Source organism: Halosimplex pelagicum (genome assembly GCF_013415905.1).
Classification (GTDB): domain Archaea; phylum Halobacteriota; class Halobacteria; order Halobacteriales; family Haloarculaceae; genus Halosimplex; species Halosimplex pelagicum.
Genome location: NZ_CP058909.1, coordinates 2,901,861 through 2,923,369 on the forward strand (window position 1 = coordinate 2,901,861; position 21,509 = coordinate 2,923,369).

Annotated in this window: 21 protein-coding genes; 7 read left to right on the top strand and 14 right to left on the bottom strand. The window is 68.8% G+C overall.

The window, feature by feature from the left end:
* Window position 1 precedes the first annotated feature (1 nt).
* Window positions 2-820 (top strand): hypothetical protein, encoded by an 819-nt coding sequence (locus HZS54_RS14515; RefSeq protein WP_179917830.1) that lies wholly within the window; start codon window positions 2-4, stop codon window positions 818-820.
* A gap of 87 nt (window positions 821-907) precedes the next feature.
* On the opposite strand, the gene HZS54_RS26730 is transcribed toward HZS54_RS14515, so the two are convergent.
* From HZS54_RS26730 to HZS54_RS14545, 6 genes are read right to left on the bottom strand one after another with little or no spacing between them, the layout of a single operon-like run.
* On the bottom strand, window positions 908-1,084 hold the full coding sequence (locus HZS54_RS26730) for a hypothetical protein (protein ID WP_425484339.1): 177 nt from the start codon (window positions 1,082-1,084) through the stop codon (window positions 908-910).
* A 47-nt stretch (window positions 1,085-1,131) separates the two neighbouring features.
* Window positions 1,132-1,593 (bottom strand): NuoI/complex I 23 kDa subunit family protein, encoded by a 462-nt coding sequence (locus HZS54_RS14525; RefSeq protein ID WP_179917831.1) that lies wholly within the window; start codon window positions 1,591-1,593, stop codon window positions 1,132-1,134.
* Between the two features lie 34 nt (window positions 1,594-1,627).
* Window positions 1,628-2,683, bottom strand: a complete 1,056-nt coding sequence (locus HZS54_RS14530; RefSeq protein WP_179923028.1) for a complex I subunit 1/NuoH family protein — start codon at window positions 2,681-2,683, stop codon at window positions 1,628-1,630.
* An 8-nt stretch (window positions 2,684-2,691) separates the two neighbouring features.
* A complete protein-coding gene (locus HZS54_RS14535; protein ID WP_179917832.1) occupies window positions 2,692-4,380 on the bottom strand; it encodes an NADH-quinone oxidoreductase subunit D in 1,689 nt (562 codons plus the stop codon).
* Window positions 4,377-5,075, bottom strand: coding sequence for an NADH-quinone oxidoreductase subunit B (locus HZS54_RS14540; protein ID WP_179917833.1), 699 nt, complete (start codon window positions 5,073-5,075; stop codon window positions 4,377-4,379). The genes HZS54_RS14535 and HZS54_RS14540 overlap by 4 nt, the downstream gene beginning before the upstream one ends.
* Window positions 5,076-5,077: 2 nt before the next feature.
* Window positions 5,078-5,485, bottom strand: a complete 408-nt coding sequence (locus tag HZS54_RS14545) for an NADH-quinone oxidoreductase subunit A (RefSeq protein WP_179917834.1) — start codon at window positions 5,483-5,485, stop codon at window positions 5,078-5,080.
* 173 nt (window positions 5,486-5,658) lie between these two features.
* Here HZS54_RS14545 and HZS54_RS14550 point away from each other — a divergent pair, with 173 nt between their 5' ends.
* Window positions 5,659-6,459, top strand: coding sequence for a class I SAM-dependent methyltransferase (locus HZS54_RS14550; RefSeq protein WP_179917835.1), 801 nt, complete (start codon window positions 5,659-5,661; stop codon window positions 6,457-6,459).
* Window positions 6,460-6,496: 37 nt separating this feature from the next.
* Here the strand turns inward: HZS54_RS14550 and purE are convergent, their stop codons facing one another.
* Complete coding sequence (gene purE / locus HZS54_RS14555) at window positions 6,497-7,150, bottom strand: 5-(carboxyamino)imidazole ribonucleotide mutase (protein ID WP_179917836.1); 654 nt, start codon at window positions 7,148-7,150, stop codon at window positions 6,497-6,499.
* Window positions 7,151-7,284: 134 nt separating this feature from the next.
* Here purE and HZS54_RS14560 point away from each other — a divergent pair, with 134 nt between their 5' ends.
* On the top strand, window positions 7,285-8,754 hold the full coding sequence (locus tag HZS54_RS14560) for a PAS domain-containing protein (protein ID WP_179917837.1): 1,470 nt from the start codon (window positions 7,285-7,287) through the stop codon (window positions 8,752-8,754).
* 16 nt (window positions 8,755-8,770) lie between these two features.
* Here the strand turns inward: HZS54_RS14560 and HZS54_RS14565 are convergent, their stop codons facing one another.
* Together HZS54_RS14565 and HZS54_RS14570 are read right to left on the bottom strand one after the other, a co-directional pair.
* Entirely contained in the window at window positions 8,771-9,988 is a 1,218-nt protein-coding gene (locus HZS54_RS14565; protein WP_179917838.1) for a 5-(carboxyamino)imidazole ribonucleotide synthase, read from the bottom strand.
* A 53-nt stretch (window positions 9,989-10,041) separates the two neighbouring features.
* Window positions 10,042-11,682 (bottom strand): flippase activity-associated protein Agl23, encoded by a 1,641-nt coding sequence (locus HZS54_RS14570; RefSeq protein ID WP_179917839.1) that lies wholly within the window; start codon window positions 11,680-11,682, stop codon window positions 10,042-10,044.
* A 182-nt stretch (window positions 11,683-11,864) separates the two neighbouring features.
* Here HZS54_RS14570 and ribH point away from each other — a divergent pair, with 182 nt between their 5' ends.
* On the top strand, window positions 11,865-12,275 hold the full coding sequence (gene ribH, locus HZS54_RS14575; RefSeq protein WP_179917840.1) for a 6,7-dimethyl-8-ribityllumazine synthase: 411 nt from the start codon (window positions 11,865-11,867) through the stop codon (window positions 12,273-12,275).
* Between the two features lie 31 nt (window positions 12,276-12,306).
* Complete coding sequence (locus tag HZS54_RS14580; protein ID WP_179917841.1) at window positions 12,307-13,458, top strand: pyridoxal phosphate-dependent aminotransferase; 1,152 nt, start codon at window positions 12,307-12,309, stop codon at window positions 13,456-13,458.
* A gap of 147 nt (window positions 13,459-13,605) precedes the next feature.
* On the opposite strand, the gene HZS54_RS14585 is transcribed toward HZS54_RS14580, so the two are convergent.
* The 3 genes from HZS54_RS14585 to HZS54_RS14595 all read right to left on the bottom strand — a co-directional run bounded on the left by HZS54_RS14585 (window position 13,606) and on the right by HZS54_RS14595 (window position 15,425).
* On the bottom strand, window positions 13,606-14,319 hold the full coding sequence (locus HZS54_RS14585) for a hypothetical protein (RefSeq protein WP_179917842.1): 714 nt from the start codon (window positions 14,317-14,319) through the stop codon (window positions 13,606-13,608).
* 99 nt (window positions 14,320-14,418) lie between these two features.
* Window positions 14,419-14,880: an FAD synthase family protein gene (locus HZS54_RS14590; protein WP_179917843.1), complete on the bottom strand. Its 462-nt coding sequence runs from the start codon at window positions 14,878-14,880 to the stop codon at window positions 14,419-14,421.
* Window positions 14,877-15,425, bottom strand: a complete 549-nt coding sequence (locus HZS54_RS14595; RefSeq protein WP_179917844.1) for a JAB/MPN domain protein-containing protein — start codon at window positions 15,423-15,425, stop codon at window positions 14,877-14,879. Before HZS54_RS14595 ends, HZS54_RS14590 begins: the two co-directional genes overlap by 4 nt.
* 372 nt (window positions 15,426-15,797) lie before the next feature.
* On the opposite strand from HZS54_RS14595, the gene HZS54_RS14600 reads away from it, so the two are divergent.
* Together HZS54_RS14600 and han are read left to right on the top strand one after the other, a co-directional pair.
* On the top strand, window positions 15,798-16,196 hold the full coding sequence (locus HZS54_RS14600; RefSeq protein WP_179917845.1) for a hypothetical protein: 399 nt from the start codon (window positions 15,798-15,800) through the stop codon (window positions 16,194-16,196).
* A 246-nt stretch (window positions 16,197-16,442) separates the two neighbouring features.
* Complete coding sequence (gene han, locus HZS54_RS14605; RefSeq protein WP_179917846.1) at window positions 16,443-18,353, top strand: Hef-associated nuclease; 1,911 nt, start codon at window positions 16,443-16,445, stop codon at window positions 18,351-18,353.
* Between the two features lie 18 nt (window positions 18,354-18,371).
* Here the strand turns inward: han and HZS54_RS14610 are convergent, their stop codons facing one another.
* Both HZS54_RS14610 and HZS54_RS14615 read right to left on the bottom strand, forming a co-directional pair.
* The gene (locus HZS54_RS14610) at window positions 18,372-20,033 is read right to left on the bottom strand and encodes a phospholipase D-like domain-containing protein (RefSeq protein ID WP_179917847.1); all 1,662 of its coding nucleotides are present in this window, start codon (window positions 20,031-20,033) and stop codon (window positions 18,372-18,374) included.
* A 103-nt stretch (window positions 20,034-20,136) separates the two neighbouring features.
* Entirely contained in the window at window positions 20,137-21,420 is a 1,284-nt protein-coding gene (locus HZS54_RS14615) for a HEAT repeat domain-containing protein (RefSeq protein WP_179917848.1), read from the bottom strand.
* Between the last annotated feature and the right edge of the window lie 89 nt (window positions 21,421-21,509).

The window sequence follows — 21,509 nt, forward strand, 5'->3', positions numbered from 1 at the left end:
GATGAGCTACGAACACCTCGCGGGACGGCTTATCGAGACCCAGCGGTCGATGCTCGGCCCCTCGGCGGTCGACGTCGCCCGGTCGACCGGCGGCATCGCCGTCGACGACGACGGCACCGTCACCGGGATCGAGGGCGACCGGCGGGCGGTCGTCGACGCCTTGGCGCGGCGGTACGTGGAGATGCTGGGCGACGCCGCCGAGTCGCGACTCCGTTCGGCCGCGCGAGAGTTCGAGGGCGAACTCGTCCTGCCGCCCACGCTCGGCGGCCCGGAATCGGACGGACGAGCGGCCTCGGACCCGCCCGCCGACGACACAGCGACCTCGGACCCGTCCGCGGCCGACACGGCGCCTTCGGGGAGCGCCACCGGCGCGGTTTCCGACGGCGGGACCGTCACCGCCGGGTCGCCACCGTCCGGTGACGAGTTCGCCGACGCCGTGGACCGAACCGCCGGCGCCGAACCGGGGACGGAGCCCCAGGGCGGCGCAGCGGGCGGCTCCGTGCCCGAACCGGTCACGGTCGAGTACACCGTCGCGAGCGACCTCCCCACCGGGGCCGCCGACGCCGGCCTCGATTCGGTGTACCTGCTACCTGAGTCCGGCGACGGCTGGCAGACGCCGGTCAGCGTCGAAACCGCCGTGACGGACCTCGTCTCGGAGGCGACGACCGTACGCGACGCGGCCATCGACGATGTCGTCGACGCCGTCGATCCGGTGCGTCTCGTCGCGACCCTCGACGGCCGAGACGGGGAGACGGTGTCGTTCGTCCACGACGGCGTCACCGTCACCTTCCACCGGAGCGGGTCGCTGGCCGTTCACTGAACCGTTCGCCGGACCAGCCGGTCGGTCCGTAGAGTATCGATCACTCCGAGAACCGCGCTCGCACGGACGACAAAACGGGAAATCCGGCTACTGATAGTCGACTTCGCCGTCGCCTTCGCCGATCCACGCGCCGCGGTCCGGTTCGCGCGATTCGAGCGGATCGACGGCCACCACCTTTTTCTCGTCGGGTTTCCTCGGTCGCTTCACTCCCTCCGGGAACCGCTCCTCGAAAAACGTGGGCGAAAAAGCCGCATCTCGTTTCACTCGATGCGGAGGAAACGCCTCGGCGCTACGGCCGAGGTGTATGCTAGTTACTGATAGTCGACTTCGCCGTCGCCCTCGCCGATCCACGCGCCGCGGTCGGGTTCGCGCGATTCGAGCGGGTCGATGTCCTTGTACCAGGGAACGTTCTTGAGCTGTTCCTTGTCGAGGACGAACTCGTCTTTGGTGTCGGCGGTCCACTCGAAGTTCTGGGTCAGCAGGATGGCGTCGACGGGGCAGACCTCCTCACAGAGCCGGCAGTAGATGCACTGGCCGATGTGGAGGTTGTACTGCTCGCCGTTGCGCTGGTCGTCGGTGACGATCTGGATGGTGTCGTTCGGGCAGACGTTTTCGCACTGGCGACACCAGATGCAGCGCTCCTGGCTGAACTTGTGGACGCCGCGGAAGCGCGGACTCACTTCCGGCGCGGTCTCGGGGTACTCGACGGTGAACGTCTCGCCGTCGAGCGCGTGTTTCATCGTCGTTGCCATCGACTTGAGGATGCCTATCATTGGGAGTCACCTCCGCGCGTCGTCGGTGTCGGGGTCATGCGACCACCCCGACGATGACGGCGGTCAGGACCAGGTTGGCGAACGAGAGGACGAGCATGCCCTTCCAGCCGACCTGGATCAGCTGGTCGATACGCAGCCGGGGGATCGCCGACCGGGCCCACTGCGTGAACAGGTAGACGGCGATCATCTTCGCGAAGAACCAGACGACGCCCGGGAGCACCGGCCCCGAGGCGCCGCCGAGGAAGATCGTCGCGATGATCGCACCGCCGAGGAAGATGTGGATGAACTCGCCGAGGTAGATGAGCACGAAGTACACCGACGAGTACTCCGTCTGGTAGCCGGCGACGATCTCCGTCGGCGCCTCCGGGATGTCGAACGGGTTGCGCCCGACCTCCGCCAGGTTCGCGACCAGGAAGAGGACGAACGCGAAGGGGTTGACGAAGGCGTACCACGACGGGATCGGGACGCCGCCGAGGTTCACCAGCGTCTGGCGCTGCATCTCGACGATGGTCGACATCTGCAGCGAGCCGGCGAAGATGACCACCGACGCGCCCGTCAGCACCAGCGGGATCTCGTAGGCGAGGTTCTGCGCGACCGCGCGCAGCCCGCCGAGGAACGAGAACTTGTTGTTCGACGCGTAGCCGGCCATCAGCAGGCCCGCCGACGCGATCGACGCGACCGCGAACACGTAGGCCAGCCCCGTCTCGGGGTCGGCCAGCTGCAGGTTGTTGCCGAACGGGATGACCGCGAAGCCCAGCAGCGCGGAACTGGCGATGATCAGCGGCGCCAGGTCCCACGCCGGGCGGTCGACGCCTTCGGGAACGATGAGTTCCTTCGAGAGCAGGCGCACGGCGTCCGCGGGGATGATCAACAGGCCGTAGGGGCCGTGACGGTTGACCGCGATGCGGTCGGTGAACGCGGCGGTGATCTTCCGCTTGCCCCAGATGCCGAGCACGGCGGTCATCGACAGCAGGACCGTCGCGATGACGCCGGCTGCGGCGATGCTCGTCACGACGATGACCCACGTCTCGTTGATGTCGAGCCCGAGCAGGTCGGCGATGATCTTCGGGAACGGCGTCGCGGACTGCAGCGGCGCCATTACCGGTCGACCTCCCCGAGGACGATGTCGAGGCTGCCGAGCGAGGCGATCATGTCCGGGATGTACTCACCCTCGGACATGACCGGCAGCGTCTGGAGGTTCGAGAAGCACGGGCTCCGGATCTTGAAGCGCGCGGGCTTGTCCGTGCCGTCCGAGCGCATGTAGATGCCGAGTTCGCCCTTGGCGCCCTCGACCGCGCGGTAGATCTCCGTGTCGGGGTCCGGGCGCAGCGTGCGCGGGACGTTCGACTGGATCTCCCGCTCGTCTTCGGGCCAGTCCTCCAGCAGGTCGACGCACTGCTCGATGATGCGGGCGGACTGCTCGACCTCGCGCATCCGACAGAGCAGGCGCGCGAAGTTGTCGCAGCCGTCCTCGGTCACCACGTCCCAGTCGAGCTCGGGGTAGTAGCCGTAGGGGTCGTCCCGCCGCAGGTCGTAGTCGATGCCCGACCCGCGGGCGACCGGCCCCGTCGCACCGTAGGACTTGGCCTCCTCCGGCGGCAGGACGCCCGTGTCGACCGTCCGCATCTGGAGGATCTCGTTGGAGGTGATCATGTCGTGGTACTCGCCGAGGCGCTCGGGGAGCTCGTCGAGGAAGTCCCGGATCTTCTCGAAGAACTCCTCGCGGGGCTCGGGCAGGTCCCACGCCACGCCGCCCAGCCGCAGGTAGTTGAACATCAGCCGCTGACCGGTCAGGTCCTCGAGGATGTCCTGGACGACCTCGCGGTCGCGGATGGCGTACATGAAGATGGCGGTGAAGTCGCCGTAGATGTCCAGCGCGAACGTCGCCAGCGCGAGCATGTGACTCGCGATCCGGCACAGCTCCGCCGACATCGTCCGGACGACCTGCGCGTACTCGGGCACTTCGATGTCCGCCATGTCCTCGGCCGCGCGGGCGTAGGCCCACTCGTTGAGGATGCCCGCCGAGATGTAGTCCCACCGGTCGGGGTAGGGCATGATCTGGTGGCGGTAGGTGCCCTGCTGGCACATCTGCTCCTCGCAGCGGTGGAGGTAGCCGATGTCCGGGTCTAGGTCGGCGACCTGCTCGCCGTCGAGCACCGTCTCGATGTGGAGGACGCCGTGGGTCGCCGGGTGGTGGGGACCGATGTTGAGGAACATCGTGTCCGTGTCGTCCTCGCCGCGGTGGTCCTCCTGGAGCGGGTTCGCGTGCTCGCGCAGCGTGACGACCTGGGGCTCCTCGCCGCTGAAGTCCTGGCTGAGCGGATGGCCCTGCCAGGTCTCGGGCAGGAGGATCCGACGCATGTCCGGGTGGCCCTCGTAGTCGATGCCGACCAGATCGTAGGCCTCGCGCTCGTGCCAGTCGGCGGTGCGGTAGACCGGCTCGGCGGTCTGACTGACCGGGTCGTCCTTCGGCGTCGGGACGACGACCGACACCTCCTGGGTGGGGTCGTCGTACTTCTTGAGGTGGTAGATAGACTCGTAGCGGTCGTCGTACTCCTGTGCGGTGACGCACGAACAGTGGTCGAACCCCGCCTCGTTACGCAGCGCGAACAGGGCGTCCTGGACCTCGTCCGGGCGGACGACGAACCCCTCGGCGTTGACGTGACTCTCGCGGCCGACGACGGTGTCGCCGAGCAGGTCGGCGAGCGCGTCGTAGTCGACTTCGCCCTCGGAGACGCCGACCTGCTCCGGCGTCGCGAGCGGGTCGTCGGGCTCTTCCAGGCTCATGGCGAGTCACTCCAGTTGTAGCGCATGACGAGGTCCTCCTCGTCGATGTCGTCGGCGAGCTTGTCGACCAGTTCGTCCTGTTCGAGGTCGCCGAACTGCTCCAGTTCGTAGGGCTTGACCGTCACCGGGGCGGACTCGCCGTTGGCGATTCGCTCCTGAAGCTTGGCGACGCCGTAGACGAGCGCCTCGGGACGCGGGGGACAGCCCGGGACGTGGATGTCGACCGGGATGACCTCCTCGGCGCCCTTGATGACGTTGTAGCCCTCCTGGAACGGGCCGCCGGAGATGGTACACGACCCCATCGAGACGACGAACTTCGGCTCGGGCATCTGGTCGTAGACGCGCTTCATCCGCGGGGCGAACTTCGAGACGATGGTCCCCGGGACGATGATCACGTCGGCCTGTCGCGGCGAGGCGCGCGGGACGCCGGCGCCGAAGCGGTCGAGGTCGTGTTTGACCGCGTAGGTGTGCATCATCTCGATGCTGCAGCAGGCGATCCCGAACTGCAGCATGAACATCGACGAGCCCCGCACCCAGTTCATGAACTTGTCGAACTTCGTGAGGATGAACGGGGTCGAACCGAACGCCTCCCGGAGCGTCGAGTTGAACCGGTCGTCCGCGCCCTCACCCAGCCGCGCCTCCTGGGTCGATTGCATCTCTGTACCGTCGGCCGTTGGTGTGTGGTCGCTGCTCATGGTTACTGTTCGACCCGCTGTGCTTGCGCGCGCGGGCTGCGGATCCACTTGACGGCGCCGTTACGCCACGCCCAGCCGAGCCCGATGACGAGGATACCGATGAAGACGAGCATCGGGACCAGCGCCTCGGCGAGCCCGACGTTGGCGACCGCGTCGCGGTAGATGACCGTCCACGGGAAGATGAGGACGGTCTCGATGTCGAAGACGACGAACAACAGCGCGACCATGTAGTACTGAATGTTGAACTTGATGCGCGTGTCGCCCGTCGGGACCTCGCCGCTCTCGTAGACGGCGCGTTTCCCCTGTTCCGGCACGCTCGGCCGCAGCAGCGACGACACCACCATCATACTGATGGGGATGGCGAGCGCGACGACGGCGAGCGCCCCGATGGCTATCCATGGGTTACTCATGACTCTCTATCGTTCGACGGTTTGGTGTGGTGCCATATAAGGGTTGATTGTTGTCCTCGGGCGGTTTCGAGCCGCGATTCCCCGAAACACGTTCGGCCGACGGTACGGCCGACCTACCGACCATCTGGCCGACAACTTCTTGCGTCCTCGGTCGGTCCTCCCGGGTCCGAGCCATGGGCCCAGAGGCAGACCCCTTCCGGAGCGCCGAATCGTACTACGCCGACTACCGACCCCGCTACGGCGACCGACCGATCGACCACCTCGTCGACCGGTTCGGCCTCGGCGAGTCCTCGCGCGCGCTCGACCTGGGCTGTGGCGCCGGCCAGATCGCCGTCCCCCTCGCCGCCCGCGTCGGCCGCGTCGTCGGGATGGACCCCAACGAAGCGATGCTCGACGGCGCGCGCGAACAGGCCCGTCGGGCGGGCGTCGAGAACGTCGAGTGGGTCCGCGGCTCGGACGCCGACCTGCGAGGCGACCTCGGCGACGACCTCGCTCCCGTCGATCTGACGACGATGGGCCGCGCCTTCCACTGGATGGACCGCGGGCCGACGCTCGACCGCATCCGCGAACTCGCTCGCCCGGGCGGCGGCGTCGCGATATTCGGCGACACCGAGTGGCTCACGAAGGGCGAGCGGGCGTGGCAGGACGAGGTGTACGCCCTCGCCGCCGACTACCTCGACGACCTGCCCGAGCGGACCGGCCCGCGAACCGAGCCGTACGAGAACCCCTACGACGAGATGCTCGCCGACCACGGGTTCGCGGACGTGGAAGTAGCGACCTTCGAGCGGACCCGAGAGTGGACCGCCGACGAGGTGTTCGGCTACGTCTTCTCCCTATCCTTCTGCTCGCCCGCGACGTTCGGTGACGGGAGAGACGACTTCGAATCGGAGCTGCGCGCGCGGCTGGCGGAACGGGGCGGCCCCTTCGAGCAGGACGACGAAGTGCGGGTGATATCCGGGCGTAAACCGGACTGACCGGCCGGCCGCGCACCGGTCAGTCACAGGGGCGGCGCTACTCCTCGTCCCAGTACTCGTCTTTGAACCCGGGGGTCCCCATCTCGTGCAGGTCCCGCGAGACTTCGCCGACCTCCTCCTGCAGCCCCTCGTGATAGTCGACGAGGCGTTCGCGGATCTCGGGGTGCTGCCGGGAGAGGATCTGAGCCGCCGTGAGTGCGGCGTTGAACGACTTGCCGGCGTCGACGGCCGTGATGGGCGCGCCCTGGGGCATCCCGATGACCGAGTCGACGGACTTCTCCTGGACGGGGACGCCGACGACGGGCAGCGGGTAGGCGATGGAGGCGGTCATGTTCGGCAGATCGGCGGATTTGCCGCCCGCGCCGGCGACGATCACGTCGATCCCGCGCGCCTCCGCGGTCTCGGCGTAGGCGTACATCAGGTCGGGCGTCCGGTGGGCGGAGACGACGAACGTCTCGAAGGTGAAGCGGCTGTCGGGGGCGTCCCCGTAGTCGGTCTGCTCGGCGAAGCCGAGTTCGTCGGCCAGGGCGGCCGTCGCGCCCGGCCGTTTGCCCTGCCCGCCGGCCATCGTCGGGAGGTCGGAATCGGAGCCCATCACGATGCCCACGTCGGGCGTCGCCTCGGTCGGCAGGTCCATCTCGGCCTGGTCGCGCAGCTGGTCGATTATCGACTGGACGGAGTCGGCGGTCATGGGCGAGTGTCCGCGGCGCGGGGCCGTAAGCGTGTGCGATCCGGACCGGGGACGGGAGCGGGGACGACGCTGACAGGGGATACCACAGTGTTCAGGTATGGCTTTCTTTCGACTGAACGGTCGATATTCGGGGAATGGTGCCGCCACTGGAGGACGGCGGGTATCTCTCGCCGGAGGCCGAGCTCGACGCGCTGGTGACGGCGTTCCCGGACGTGGGGTTCATCCTCGATTCCGACGGGAAGTACGTGCAGGTGCTGTCCAGCCCGGACTCCGAGGAGTTGCTCTACGACGACCCCGAGGCGCTGCTGGGCGAGCGGATCGAAGATGCGTTCGACGACCGGAAGGCCGAGCGGATCATGTCCAACGTCGAGCGGGCGCTGGAGACGGGGGAGGTTCGGACCTTCGAGTACGCGCTCGACGTGGGCGACGGCGAGCGGTGGTTCGAGGGGCGGGTCGCGCCGGTCGGCGGCGAGGCGTACGACCACGTCGTCTACGTCGCGCGCGACGTCACCGCTCGCAGGCGGCGCGAGCGCGAGCTCGCGCGCCAGCGGGGGTACATGCAGGCGATGCTGGACTCGCTGGACGACCTGTTCTACGCGCTCGACCGCGACGGGAACCTCGTCGACTGGAACCGCACCGTCGAGACCGTCACCGGCTACGAGGGCGAGGAACTCGCGGGCTGCGGCGTCACGGAGCTGTTCGAGGGCGACGCGACCGAGCGGCTGGCGACGTTCGTCGCCGAGGTGTTCGAGCAGGGGTCGGCCCGCCGGGTCACGGAGGTCCAGCCCAGGAGCGGCGGGCCCATCCCCTACGAGTTCGTCGCCGCGCTGTTCGACGACCCCGACGGCGAGGACCTGGTGGTCGGGGTCGGCCGGGACGTGAGCGAGCGCCGCGAGCGCGAGGAGCAGGTCCGCGTGTTCGGCCGCGTCCTCCGGCACAACATGCGCAACAAGATGACCGTCGTCGACGGCACCGCCGAGTTCCTGGAGCGGCGCGACCCCGCCGGCGTGGGCGGCGACGCCGCCGCGGCGGAACGCATCCGGTCGGCCGCGCGCGACCTGATGCAGCTCACGGAGAAGGCCCACGACGCGACCGAGGTCCTCCTGCGGGAGCACCGCCGCGGCGCGGTCGACGTGGACGCGGTCGTCGCGGGCGTCGTCGAGGAGTTCGGCGTGCGCGCGGGCGAGACGACCGTCTCGTACGACGGCGACGACGACGCGACCGCCCGGGCCATCCCGGCCATCGAGCAGGCCGTCGAGGAACTGGTCGAGAACGCGGTCCAGCACGGCGGTGAGAGCTCGGGGGCGTCGAGCGTCCGGGTCGCGGTCGACGCGGACGGTGACACGGTGACCGTGCTGGTGAGCGACGACGGGCCGGGGCTGCCCGACCACGAGGCCAACATCGTCACCGAGCGCCGCGAGATATCGCCGGTCTTCCACGCCAGCGGGATGGGGCTGTGGCTGGTCCGCTGGATCGTCAGGCGCTCGCGCGGCGAGGTCGACATCGTTGAGCGGGGCCCCGACGGGACGACGATCGAGATAGCACTCCCCCGGACCGACCGGGACGCCGGCGACGGCGGTCCGACCGGGCAGTCGTCCCCGTGACCGCCTCGCCGAGGGCTCAGTCCCGGAACGTCAGTCCGTCGCGCAACTCCCGCACGTCGGCCAGCAGCCGGTCCGTCCGATCGCCGGACTCGCCGACGAGGGTGACGTGACCCATCTTCCGCAGCCGATACACCTCGCGTTTCCCGTACCAGTGGAGGTGCGCGCGCGGCCGCTCGAAGACGGCGTCTTCGCCCGACAGCGTCGCCGCCTGCCGCTCGTCCACGTCACCGAGGACGTTGGCGGAGACCGTCGGCGCGCGCCGTCCGGTGTCGCCCAGGGGTCGCCCCGTCACGGCGCGGACGTGCTGTTCGAACTGCGAGGTGTGACAGCCCTCGATGGTCCAGTGGCCGGAGTTGTGCGGTCGCGGCGCGATCTCGTTCAGGAGGATCTCGCCGTCGGGCCCCTGGAACAGTTCGATGCCGTAGACGCCGCGGCCCTCCATCACGTCGAGGACGTCGAGCGCGACTCCGCGGGCGCGCTCGCGAACGTCCTCGTCGGCCTCGGGCGGCGAGCGCGTCTCCCGCAGGATCTCCTCGCGGTGGATCGTCTCGGTGACCGGGAACGTGTCGCGCTCGGGCTCGTCGCCCTCGCCCCACCGCTCGCTGCCGAGACAGCCCATCACGGCCAGTTCGCGCTCGAAGTCGACCATCTCCTCGACCATCGCGACGCCCGAGGGGTCGGTCTGGCTCCCGCCCTGCGCGGCGTCGACGATCTCGGCGAAGGCCTCGTCCACGTCCTCGGGCGACTCGACGGGGACGTTCCCGCGGCCGTCGTAGCCGCCCTTCCGCGCTTTGAGCATCGCGGGATAGCCCAGGTCGTCGAGCGCCGCCCGGAGTTCCCCGGCGGAGTTCACCTCGCGAAACTCCGGGACGGGGACGCCCGCGTCGGCGAGGCGCCGCTTCTGGACGAGCTTGTCCTCGATGATCCGCAGCGTCTCGGGGTCTGGGTGGACGGGCGTCCCCGTCTCCTCGGACACCCGCTCCAGCAGGTCGGGGTCGGCGAGTTCGATCTCGAACGTGAGGAAGTCGGCCCGCTCGGCGAGTTCGCGGACGGTCCCGGGGTCGTCGAAGTCGCCGACGACCTGGTCGCGGGCGACGGGCGCGGCCGGCGCGTCCGGGGTCGGGTCGCTGACGACGACTTCGACGCCGAGCGGCGCCGCGGCCTCCGCGAGCATCCGGCCGAGCTGGCCGCCGCCGACGACGCCGAGCGTCGGCCCGGGCGAGGTGAGTGTCATTGCGACGGGGTTACCCACCGGACGGAATAAGCGTGTCTCTCTGGGGTCGGCGCTCAGCCCCCGGCGGTGGCGTTGGCCACGTCTTCGCGGACGAAGAACTGCGTCCGCGTGTCCCGGTCGCGCAGCAGGTGGGTCCGCCGCTCGTAGCCCGACAGCGCCGCCGGGCGAGTCGACACGTCGCCGGCCCGCGCGACGATCAGCAGCGGCCGCTCCCGGTCGACCGTTCGAGCCAGCTCCTCGGCCGAGTCGACGCAGTCCGCCGTCGCCCCGGCGCGTTCGAAGTACCACGGGAGCGGGAGCACCTGCTGCCACGGGGCGCAGGCGGGCCGGCGGGGACCGGTCGCACCGGGCGCGTCCACGAAGTAGTCGCCGTACAGCACAACGTCCGTTCCCGCGTGGTCGGCCGCGGTGTCGCCGAGATCGCGCATCACCGGCTGGACGCCGGGCGCCGGCTGGGCGTACTGGACGAGCGGGTTGTCCTCGCGGTGGTCGGTCAGGTAGACGCTCCCGGCGCCCGCGGCGGCGACCTGCGCGGTGACGAGGAGGACGACCAGCGCCGCCAGCCCCGCGCTCACGCGATCGCCGTCGGCGAGCGCGTCCCGCCCCCAGCGGACGAACAGTCCGAGCCCCACGGCCGCGGGGATCGCCAGCGGGACGACCGCGTGGATCGTCGCCCAGGGCGCCTTGATGTCCGTCGCGATCGGATAGCCCAGCACCGAGACGGCTCCCCAGTAGAAGGCGATCGAGACCAGGTCCGAGGGGCCGTCAGGCCGATAGCGGTCGGCGACGAAGCCGACGACCGCGAGGACGCAGACGGCGAGCCCACCGGCCCGGAGCGTCGCGAGGTAGTGGCCGAGATAGGGGAGATACGCGTGGTCCTGATGGGGGCTGCCGACCCACGTTCCCCACAGCGCCTCGGCGGAGCCGACCGTCGCCTCGCGGACGAGTGCCGGCAGGAGAGCGGGGTCGGAAAGCGCCGCGCTGAGTCCCGGTCCGACCGCGGTCTCGCCGCGCGGCGCGTAGAAGGCGGCGACGACCGCGAGGAAGCCGAGGACGCCGAACAGGAGCGCGTCGACGTGGCGCCGACCGATCCGCGCGGCGCGTCGGCCGTGAGTGCGAGCGACCGCCGTCCACTCCGCGCCGCGGTCGGCGGCGCGGAACAGCCGGTGGTCGAGCAGGAGGACGGCCCCGCCGACCCAGCACAGCACGTACAGCAGGGCGTTCGCCTTGACGGTGAACCCCAGTGCGGTGAAGCCGACGCCCGCGTAGAAGTACCGGCGGCGGCCGGTGTCGGCCGTCCGGGCGAACAGGGCGAAGGCGGTGACCATGAACGCCGCGACCAGCGGGTCGCCGCGCACGAACCGCGAGTAGTAGAGGACGACGGCGACGACCGCTCGCATCGCGAAGTCGGTCGGTCCGAGGACGCCGAAGACGACCTCGTTGACGTGCTGGAGGAACGGCCCGTGGATTATCGGGCGGTACCTGAAGTTCCCGCTCGCGGCGTAGTCGAGGACCCAGTAGGCGACGCGACCCTCGTCGAAGTGGGCGGTCCGGGCGCCCAGCCGGTAGAACCGCGCCGCGAACGCGGCGACGACGACCGCGACGACGGCGAGCGTGACGCCGTCGACCCCCCAGCGCTCGCGCAGTCGCGTCGCCGCGGCGCGCAGTCGGTCTCCCCCGTCGGTGGCTGTCATTACCGTGACTCACATTCGGCGGGGAAAGAGCGGTACCGGTCGGAAAAGTAACCGTTTGAGCCACCGAAAGCGATCCGGTTCCGCGGCGCTCGGGGAGTGCCGCGGCGCGTCGCGGGGCTCGCCGATGTTCGAGTCGGGGCCGGTTCGGTAGTTCTTTTAGGCGCGCTGGCTTCGCCTCGCGTATGGTACGGCTCGGTCTGGTGGTCGCCCAGTTCGACAAGGAGGGCTCGGTCATCGACGGGATGGAGGCCGCGGCGCGCGAGGCCGCCAGCGAGCGCGACGCCGAGATCGTCGCGACCGTCGAGGTGCCCGGCTCCTACGACACGCCGCTGGCCGCCGACCGACTGGCCCGCCGCGACGATATCGACGCCGTGGCCGTCCTCGGCGCCATCGTCGAAGGCGACACCGACCACGACGAGGTCATCGCCGACGCCGCCGCCCAGGGGCTCACCGACGTGAGCTTAGAGCGGGACACCCCGGTCGCGTTCGGGGTCATCGGCCCCGGCATGAGCGCGGCCGAGGCGAAGGCCCGGACCGACTACGGTGCGACCGTCGTCGACAGCGCCGTCGACCTCGTCGAAGCACTGCCCTGACACCACATCGCGGACGACTACATACACAACCATGGACTTCGCAGCACGCGTCGACAGGATCGAACCGAGCGCGACCGTCGCGATCAGCAACAAGGCCTCCGAACTGGAGGCCGAGGGCGTCGATGTCGTCGACCTCTCGGTCGGCGACATCGTCGACTTCGACACCCCCGAGAACGTCAAGGAGGCCGCCACCGAGGCCATGGACGCCGGCCACACCGGCTACACCCCCTCCAACGGCATCCCCGCACTCAAAGACGCCATCGTCGACAAACTCCACGGCGACGGCCTCTCCCAGTACGGCACCGAAAATATCGTCGTCACGCCGGGCGGCAAGCAGGGCCTGTTCGAGGTCTTCCAGACGCTCATCGACGACGGCGACGAGGTCGCGCTGGTCGACCCCGCGTGGGTCTCCTACGAGGCGATGGTGAAGCTCTCGGACGGCTCGCTCAACCGCGTCGACACCGCCCAGTACGACTTCCAGCTCGAACCCGCGCTCGACGACCTCGCCGAGGCCGTCTCCGACGACACGGAGATCCTCGTCGTCAACTCGCCGGGCAACCCCCACGGCGCCGTCTACTCCGACGAGGCGCTGGAGGGCGTCCGCGACATCGCCGTCGAGCACGACGTGACCGTGATCTCCGACGAGATCTACAAGGAGATCACCTACGACGGCGTCGAGGCCACCAGCATCGGCACGCTGGAGGGGATGGAAGACCGCACCATCACGCTCAACGGCTTCTCGAAGGCCTACGCGATGACGGGCTGGCGGCTGGGCTACTACGCCGCGCCCGAGTCGGTCGTCGACCAGGCCGGCAAGATCCACGGTCACTCGGTGACCTGCGCCGTCAACTTCGTCCAGCACGCCGGCGTCGAGGCGCTGGAGAACACCGACGAGGCCGTCGAGGAGATGCGTTCGGCCTTCGAGGACCGCCGGGACATGCTCGTCGACCTGTTCGCCGAGCACGGCAAGGACGTGCCCACGCCCGACGGCGCGTTCTACCTCATGCTGCCCGTCGCCGACGACGACGTGGCCTGGGCCGAGGAGGCCATCGAGACCGCCCACGTCGCCACCGTCCCGGGCAGCGCGTTCGGCACGCCCGGCTGGGTCCGCCTGGCCTACGCCAACAGCGAGGACCGCCTCCGCGAGGGCGTCGAACGCCTCGCCGAACACGACCTGCTGTAGAGCCGGTCCGCCCGATTCGACGCTGTTTTTCGATTTTCGCCCGCGGAGACGGGTCCGTCTCGACGCGAGGGTCGTGGCGCGACGGACGGCCGGCGCTGGCCGAGCCGTAGTCGCGGGCGAAGTTCCGAAATTCGGCGGCGGTCTCGGTCAAACGAGACCCACGTTGGTGTGTCGCTTGTAGACGTAGTAGCCGAAGTACGGGATCGCGAAGACCACCGTGATCCCGGTGAACAGGGCGCCGAGGAAGTGGTTGACGGGGTTGGGACGCCAGTCGCTGTTGAGACGGACGTAGGTGGCGTCCTTGTAGAGTCCGATGGCGAACAGCGGAACGCCCGCGAACCCGACGAACATGAGCCCGGGACCGATGACGCTCCCGGCGACGCCGAGAACGCCGATCCCGACGCCGATGAGCGCGAGGTACCACCAGGCCTCGGAGCCGACCCAGTCGACGACGTACTGGTGGCGCTTGTAGAGGTAGTGCCAGACGACGAGCCCGCTGAGGAAGAACCCGCCGAGCGCGTACAGCCCCTGGCTGGGTTCCCACTCGAGGTCCTGCGATGCGACCTTCCTGGCGTCGAAGTAGAGGAACAGCGGGACCGTGATCGCCGACGCGAGCCCGAACAGTAGCGCGAGTAGCCACATCGTGGCGACGCCACCGATCAGCGCGGCGACCCCGCCCCCGGCACCCGTCGCTCCCCCTGTGCCGGCCGCCCCCGCCGTCGACCCGCCGCTGAACCCGAACACGAACAGCAGGCTGGCCCCCAGTGCGAACAACCCGCCCAGTACCACCGGAACGAACATGAACGCTTCCAACCCCCGATACGACCGCGACGGCACGTCTTCCACCGTGACCCGTTGCATACCCTCCCGAGGCACACCGCTGTGGATTAAAGTTTATGAAATTACACGACCCGGCGACACTCGGCGCCGACGCGCCGGTCGACGGCGGCGATACGACGACTACCCGCGTTCGTCGAGTATCCGGTCGACGATCTGGCCGGAGGAGAGCAGCCCCTCGTAGTCGGGCTGGTGGGCGGTGGCACGGCGGACCTCGCAGTCGATGCCGCGGTCGGCCAGCGCCGCGCGAATGGCCTCGGCGTCGTGGTGCTGGTCGTAGCCCAGGGCGATCACGGCCGGGTCGAGTTCCTCGATGGGCGCGAAGATGTCCTCGGGGTGTCCCAGTCGCGCCTCGTCGACTGGGTCGAGACCGGCGACCATCTCCCGGCGCTGGGGGCCGGGGACGACGGGCGATTCCTTGTGGGTCACGTTCGTCGAGCGGGCGACGATGACGACCAGCCGGTCGCCCATCGCCTTCGCGTCCCGGAGGTAGTGGAGGTGGCCGGGGTGGAGGATGTCGAAGGTGCCCTGCGCGACGACGACGGCGTCCGAACCGGGAGTCGCACCCGACCGGTCGCCGGTCATCGCTCGCCCCACTCCTCGTCGGGTTCCGAGCGGAAGTCCGTCGGATCGGACCCGTATCCGCTCTCCTCGGCGAGTTCGGCGTCGATGTCCTCCTGGGAGAAGTCGAAGAACTCGTCTTCGGGCATCTCGATGTCGAGCACCGGCAGGTCCACCGGGTTCCCTTCGCGGTCGAACGCCTGCCAGTCCGTCTTGTTGTAGGGCGCGCCGACGATGATGTGGACCTTCCCCTTGCCGAACGTCTGGAGGTCGGCGTCGCTCGGGCGGAGCACGCCGTTGGGGTGAGAGTGGATCGACCCCGCCGCCCGCGAGCTGTTGGGGATCATGCTGGAGTCGACGGTCGCGCTAACCGGATTCGACTCCGTCCCCGGGATCACGAGAATGTCGGTGAGGACGGTGCCCTCGTAGTCCAGATCGAACTTCCGGGCATCCTCGCCGCGCAAAAATCCCATGTACTCGTCGGGGTGGGCGTCCTCCGAGGCCTCCAGCGCGAACTCCAGGGCGGCCTCGGCGATGCCGACCACCTCGCCCGAGCGGAAGATTCCCATACCCGAGTCTGGGGTAGCCCGCGTAACAAGGCTTTCCAAACCATCTTTTTCGCGGAGGGGTGGGCAAACCGCGCCCACCCCTCCGTCAAAAACATGGGTGAAAACACCGTCAGAGCAAGCTCTGACGAGCCTTCGTTCACTTCGTCTTCGCGCGGCGCGGCCGCGCGAACGGTCCGAGGGACCGCCGGTCCCTCGCTACTCACGAAGAAGGCCGCTTCCGCGGGGCTTCGCACCGCTCCAGCGGAAGAGCCGGCGCCTGCGGCGCCGGATGCTCAGTACAGGAGAACTACGTAGCAACCGGTGCTGCAAGAGAGGTCAATGATGATTGTTCAGCAACAATATTTAAATAAATCTGATGGTTGATTACCATGCATGGGGGTTCAGCGACGATCAGTTCTCCGTCTTGGAATCTGTCTTGCGGGTTTGGGATGTGCTGGATGCTCAAATCGTGATGCCTGTAATGCAGAAATCGCTTGTTTTTCATTCGAGCATGACGGCTATGATGATAATCCAGATATACTAACGATTGAGCATACTGGTGGGGATAATCTCCCTGCAAACGAAGTGTATATCACAAATGTAGCTGTTGATTACCGAGAAGATCAGATTGAGACGGTTGGGTGGCACGAATATGATGACGAATCTGATCAGGACGATGGTATCGCCGGGAAATCGGTTCAAGTTCCGATAGCGTTTCCTGACGTTGTGAAGGTACTCTGGCGTCACAACGATGATGAGAGGGTGATCGGTGAAACGCGAGCGTTCCGGTAACTGATTTTAGGCTGAACGGTACGCACGCTCTACTGAGCAGATGATTCGTTCCCAGTGAACCTGAAATCAACCTCCTCGTGACCTGTTTCGTGACGTTCTATACTGCAGGTCCCGCTCTTTCACTCCTGTTTTCGACCGGGGGTGTCCTCGACGCGCGAAGCGCACCTGCAGGTACCCCCGAGGAGAAAAGAGGGCACCGATGTGTTTCCGAAGGTTAAACTGCCGGCGGGGCGGTATCGAGTACAAATGGCTCCTGTATCTGACGCCGGAGATTCCGGCGTCGCCGTCCCCGACGGTGGGACGACCGTCTACGACCTCGGTTCGAACTGCGACTTCGAGTACGTTTCCGAGGGCGACCTGTACCTCGCCGAAGTCAACGGCGTCGTCGAGTACGGCGTGTTCGTCGACCTCTCGAACGACGTGTCCGGCCTCGTCCACGCCTCGAACCTTCTGGGCACCTACGAGGTCGGCGACGAACTCGTCGTCGAACTCGAGGAAGTGCGGGAGAACGGCGACCTGGCCTTCGACGAGGTCGACCTGCCCGACTACGAGGTCGAGGAGATAGCCCGCGACAGCCACGCCGTCGCCGACCTGGGCGATGTCGTCGGCGAGTCGGTCACGCTGGAGGGCGTAGTCGTCCAGATCAAACAGACCGGCGGCCCGACCGTCTTCCAGGTCCGCGACGCGACCGGGATCGCCCCCTGTACGGCCTTCGAGGAGGCGGGCGTCCGCGCCTACGAGGACGTCGAACTCGACGACGTGGTCCGCGTCGACGGCTACGTCGAGACCCGCGAGGGCGCCGTCCAGGTCGAGATCGACGACCTCACCGTGCTCGACGGCGACGACGCCGAGAGCGTCCGCACCGAGCAGGCCGACGACCTCGACGAACTGGCCGAGCCCCACGACCCCGAGCCGCTCGTCGAGTGGGACGCCTTCGAGAAACTGCGCGACGACCTGCGAGCCGTCGCCGAGCGGCTTCGCCGTGAAATTCTGGAGGGGCGACCCATCCGGATGCGCCACCACGCCGACGGCGACGGCATCTGCGCGAGCGTCCCGATGCAGGTCGCCATGGAGCGGTTCATCGAGGACACCTACGAGGACCCCGACGCCGCCCAGCACCTCCTCAAGCGCCTGCCGAGCAAGGCGCCCTACTACGAGATGGAGGACGTGACCCGCGACCTGAACTTCGCGCTCGAGGACCGCAAGCGCCACGGTCAGCGCCTCCCGCTCCTGTTGATGCTCGACAACGGGTCGACCGAGGAGGACACTCCCGCCTACCGCAACCTCGCCCACTACGACGTGCCCATCGTCGTCGTCGACCACCACCATCCCGACCCCGACGCCGTCGAGGAACTGCTCGACGAGCACGTCAACCCCTACCTCCACGACGAGGACTACCGCATCACGACGGGGATGATGTGCGTCGAACTCGCGCGGATGATCGACCCCGGCATCACCGAGGAACTCCGGCACGTCCCCGCCGTCGCCGGCCTCTCGGATCGGTCGGAGGCGGCGGCGATGGACGACTACCTCGCGCTCGCCCGCGAGGAGGGGTACGACGAGGCCGAGCTCCGCGACGTGGGCGAGGCGCTCGACTACGCCACCTTCTGGCTGAAGTACGACGACGGCGGCCAGCTCGTCACCGACGCGCTCAACGTCGACTGCGACGACGAGGAGCGCCACCGCGAGCTCGTCTCGTTCCTCGCGACCCGGGCCGAGCGCGACGTGGAACGGCAGCTCGACGCCGCGATGCCCCACGTCGACCACGAGCGCCTCGACAACGACGCCCACCTCTACCGGCTCGACGTGGAGAACCACGCTCACCGGTTCACCTACCCCGCCCCCGGAAAGACCACGGGCAAGGTCCACGACTCCAAGGTCGCCGAGACCGGCGATCCCGTCATCACCATCGGCTACGGCCCCGACTTCGCCGTCCTCCGCTCGGACGGCGTCCGCCTCGACATCCCGAACATGGTCGAGGAGCTGAAAGACGAGGTGGACGGCGGCGGCGTCAGCGGCGGCGGCCACCTCGTCGTCGGTTCGATCAAGTTCGTCCGCGGCATGCGCGAGACCGTCATCGACGCCCTCGTCGAGAAGATGGCCGACGCCGAGATCGACGAGGAACTCGGCAGCTCCGCCGCCTTCGCCGAGGACTGACCGCGGAGCCGGCCCTCTTCATCCGCCCACCCCGACGTTCTCGCCGAAGTCGATCCGCCGAGCGACGAGTATCGCCAGCACCAGACAGCCGGCGACCCCCGCGACGATCCCGACCGGGAGCGACCGGCCCGCCCCGCCGCCCCAGTCGGCCTCGAACGCACCTCGATAGTACTCGCCGACGGCTTCTCCCTCCAGCGAGAGCACGACCTCGCGATTTTGCTCGATGGACTCGCCGTTCCAGTTGAGACTGCCCACGAGCACCCGGTCGCCGTCGATCACGACGCCCTTGGCGTGGATCTTCTCGAAGTCGCCCTCAGGCTCGGCGAGCTTCGCTTCGAGGGACAGGCCCTCCCGTTCGGCCACCTCGCGGAGGTGTTCGACGAGCCGTCGGTTCTCTTCCTCGACGTACCACGCGCCGCTCAGCAGGACGCGCACGTCGACGCCGCGGCGGGCGGCCCGGACGGTGGCGCGGAGGAAGCGCTGATCGGGCCCGTCGATACTCATCTGGAGCACGTCGATGGAGTCGTCGGCGCCGTCGAGCGCGGCGGTGACCGCCCGGCCCGCGTTGTCCGGCGCGACGAGCAGGCGGGTTCGGTTCACGGCGACCGTCTCGGGCGACCGACGACTTGGGTAGGAGCCGTTCGCGACGCCCGCCCGCTCGAACGAGCGCCCGAGCCGGACCTGCGACCACGGGCGTGCGCCGCGCCACTCGGCGTCGGCGCGGAAGGTTTCGGCGAGTCCGTCGACGATTCTCGGTTGGGAGACGACGGCGCCCCACCCGCGGCTGGCGTGGCCGCCGGTTCCCGAGGGCTTCCAGTTCTCGGTCAGTACGACCGCGCGGTCGTCCGCGACGGCGTACTTCGGGTGATGGAAGGCGTATCGCCCGTGCGGACCGCCGAGTAGCTTCACGGTGACACCCGCGTCGACGAGCGAGTCGAGCAGTCGCGCTTGCCGTCGAGTGATCCCGTCGACGGGCTCACCGTCGAGCAGGACGCGCACGTCGGCGCCGCGGCGTTCCGCGCGTTCGAGCGCCCGTGCGACCCGGTCGGAGGTGAACGTGTAGCCCGCCAGCAGGATCCGACGGTCGGCGCCGCGCAGCACGTCCAGCGGGACGCTCGGCGCGTCGGGGAGCGTGAACGCACGCGCTTCGCCGCCGGTCGCCGCGACTATCGGTCGATCCGTGCGGCCGAGCGGTCGCCACGTGACCGCACCGCGGTCGTCGAAGCGACCGATCTTCCCCTCCGGGGCCTCGCGGTAGCGGGCGCGGGCGACCGTGGTGTTTCCACGGCGGAGACGGAGCCGTTCCCCGCCGTTGGCGAGCGCGACGCTCCCGTTGGCGGCGACGACTGGGACGCGAGTGAGGTTCCGGACCGCCCCCGGCGCCGTCGTGACCGCGACGCGACCGCCGACCGTGCGGTTCGGCAGGACGAGCGCGCCGTCGCCGTCGGAGAGGCGGTAGTCGCCGAGGTCGGTCCCGTTCGGCGCGTCGAGGACGACGAACTCGCCGCGGTCGCCGTCGGCGACCGGGTTCGGATAGACGGCCCCGATTCCGGGTCGGGACGGCTGGAGCGCGTCCGTCACGCCCAACGAGTCAGCGGGGTCGTCGACGGCACCGACCGCCGGACCGACGGCTCCCGCGACCAGCAGACAGACAACCGCGAGCCGCGCTACCCTGGACACGCGAGTGGGTGGTCGCCCTCTCCGATATAAAGGTCCGGACTAACCGGCTGGAGGGTTCGGAACGGGTGAGGACCGAAAACAGAGCGAAAACGAAATCCGAGATTCAGACGGCCTTCTCGGCTTCGGACTGCACCAGATACGCGCGGTCGTCGGTGTAGCCTTCGAGCACGTCGAGCGCGCGCTCGGTGCCGATCTGGTTGAGCGCCCAGGCGGCGCTAGCTCGCACTTCGTTGGCCTCGTCGTCGTCGAGCACGTCCGCGAGCGGTTCGATGGCGCGGGTGTCGCCGAGCAGGCCGAGCGAACGCGCGGCCGCGCTCCGGATCTCGTAGTTGTCGGCGTCGAGCCGCTGGGCGACCGGCTGGACCGACTCCTCGCTGCCGATCTCGCCGAGCGCGCGCAGGGTGACCTTCTGGAGGGCGGCGTCGCCGTCGCCGTCGATGAAGTCGTGGAGCGTCTCGGTGGCGTCGTCGTCGGCGATCTTCCCGAGGATCTGGACGGGCCGCTTGTTGCGCTTCTGGGCGCGCTGGTGGACGGCGTCGTAGGCCTCCTCGGGGCCCATCCGCCAGAGCGTGTCGAGGACGTTCTCCTCCATGAAGTCCGAATCGAACGTCTCCAGCGCCTTCACGATGGGTTCGACCTCGCCGAGTTCCTCGTAGACCTTCACCGCGTTCCACTCGGCGGGGAAGTCCTTGCGGTTCTCCGATTCGAGCACGTCGTAGAACCCCTCGGCGTCGAGCTGCTGGCGAACGGTCAGGTCGTCCCACTCCTCGGCGGCCTCCAGGTCGTCCTGCAGGGTCTCGGCGGCCTCCAGCAGCGCCGCGATGGTCTCCTCGTCCTCGTCGGGGTCGAGGGCGCTGCCCTCGATCACCTGCGCGACCTGGTCGACGGCGTCGGCCAGGTCCTCGCTGTCCCCGCTCTCGGCCGAGATGGCGGTGTCGATCTCCGACTCGACGGTCTTCAGGTACGAGTCGACGGCCGCGACCACGTCGGGCCGACCGTCCTCGGTCCAGCGGGTGTCGGTGATCGTCGACTGGGCCTCCTCGAGGACGGCGACCACGTCGTCGGCGTAGGGACCGCGCTGGTCCGCCAGCTGGTCGCGCAGGTCGGCGATGCGGTCTTCGAGTTCCGCCGCCGGGTCCTCGGCGTCCTCGTCGTCTTCGTCGGGCTCGGGCAGGTCCGCCGCGTCGAGGTCGGACTCGATCTCGTTAAGGTCCTCCTCGACCTCGTCGAGGTCGGCCTCGGTCTCGGCGGCTTCGAGGGCCTCCTCGGCGTCGTCGAGGCGCTGGTCGAGCGTGTCGGCCGACAGCGCCGTCTCTTCGGCCTCGCCCGCGTCGGCTTCCTCGTTCGCGGCCTCCTCGTCGGCCGCTTCGTCGTCCCCGTTGCTCATACCCCGAAATGCGACTGTTCGGGCCAAAGGCGTTTCCCTTCGCGGTTCCCCGACCGACGGGAGCGTGTCGGTCGACCCGTGCCGGCGGC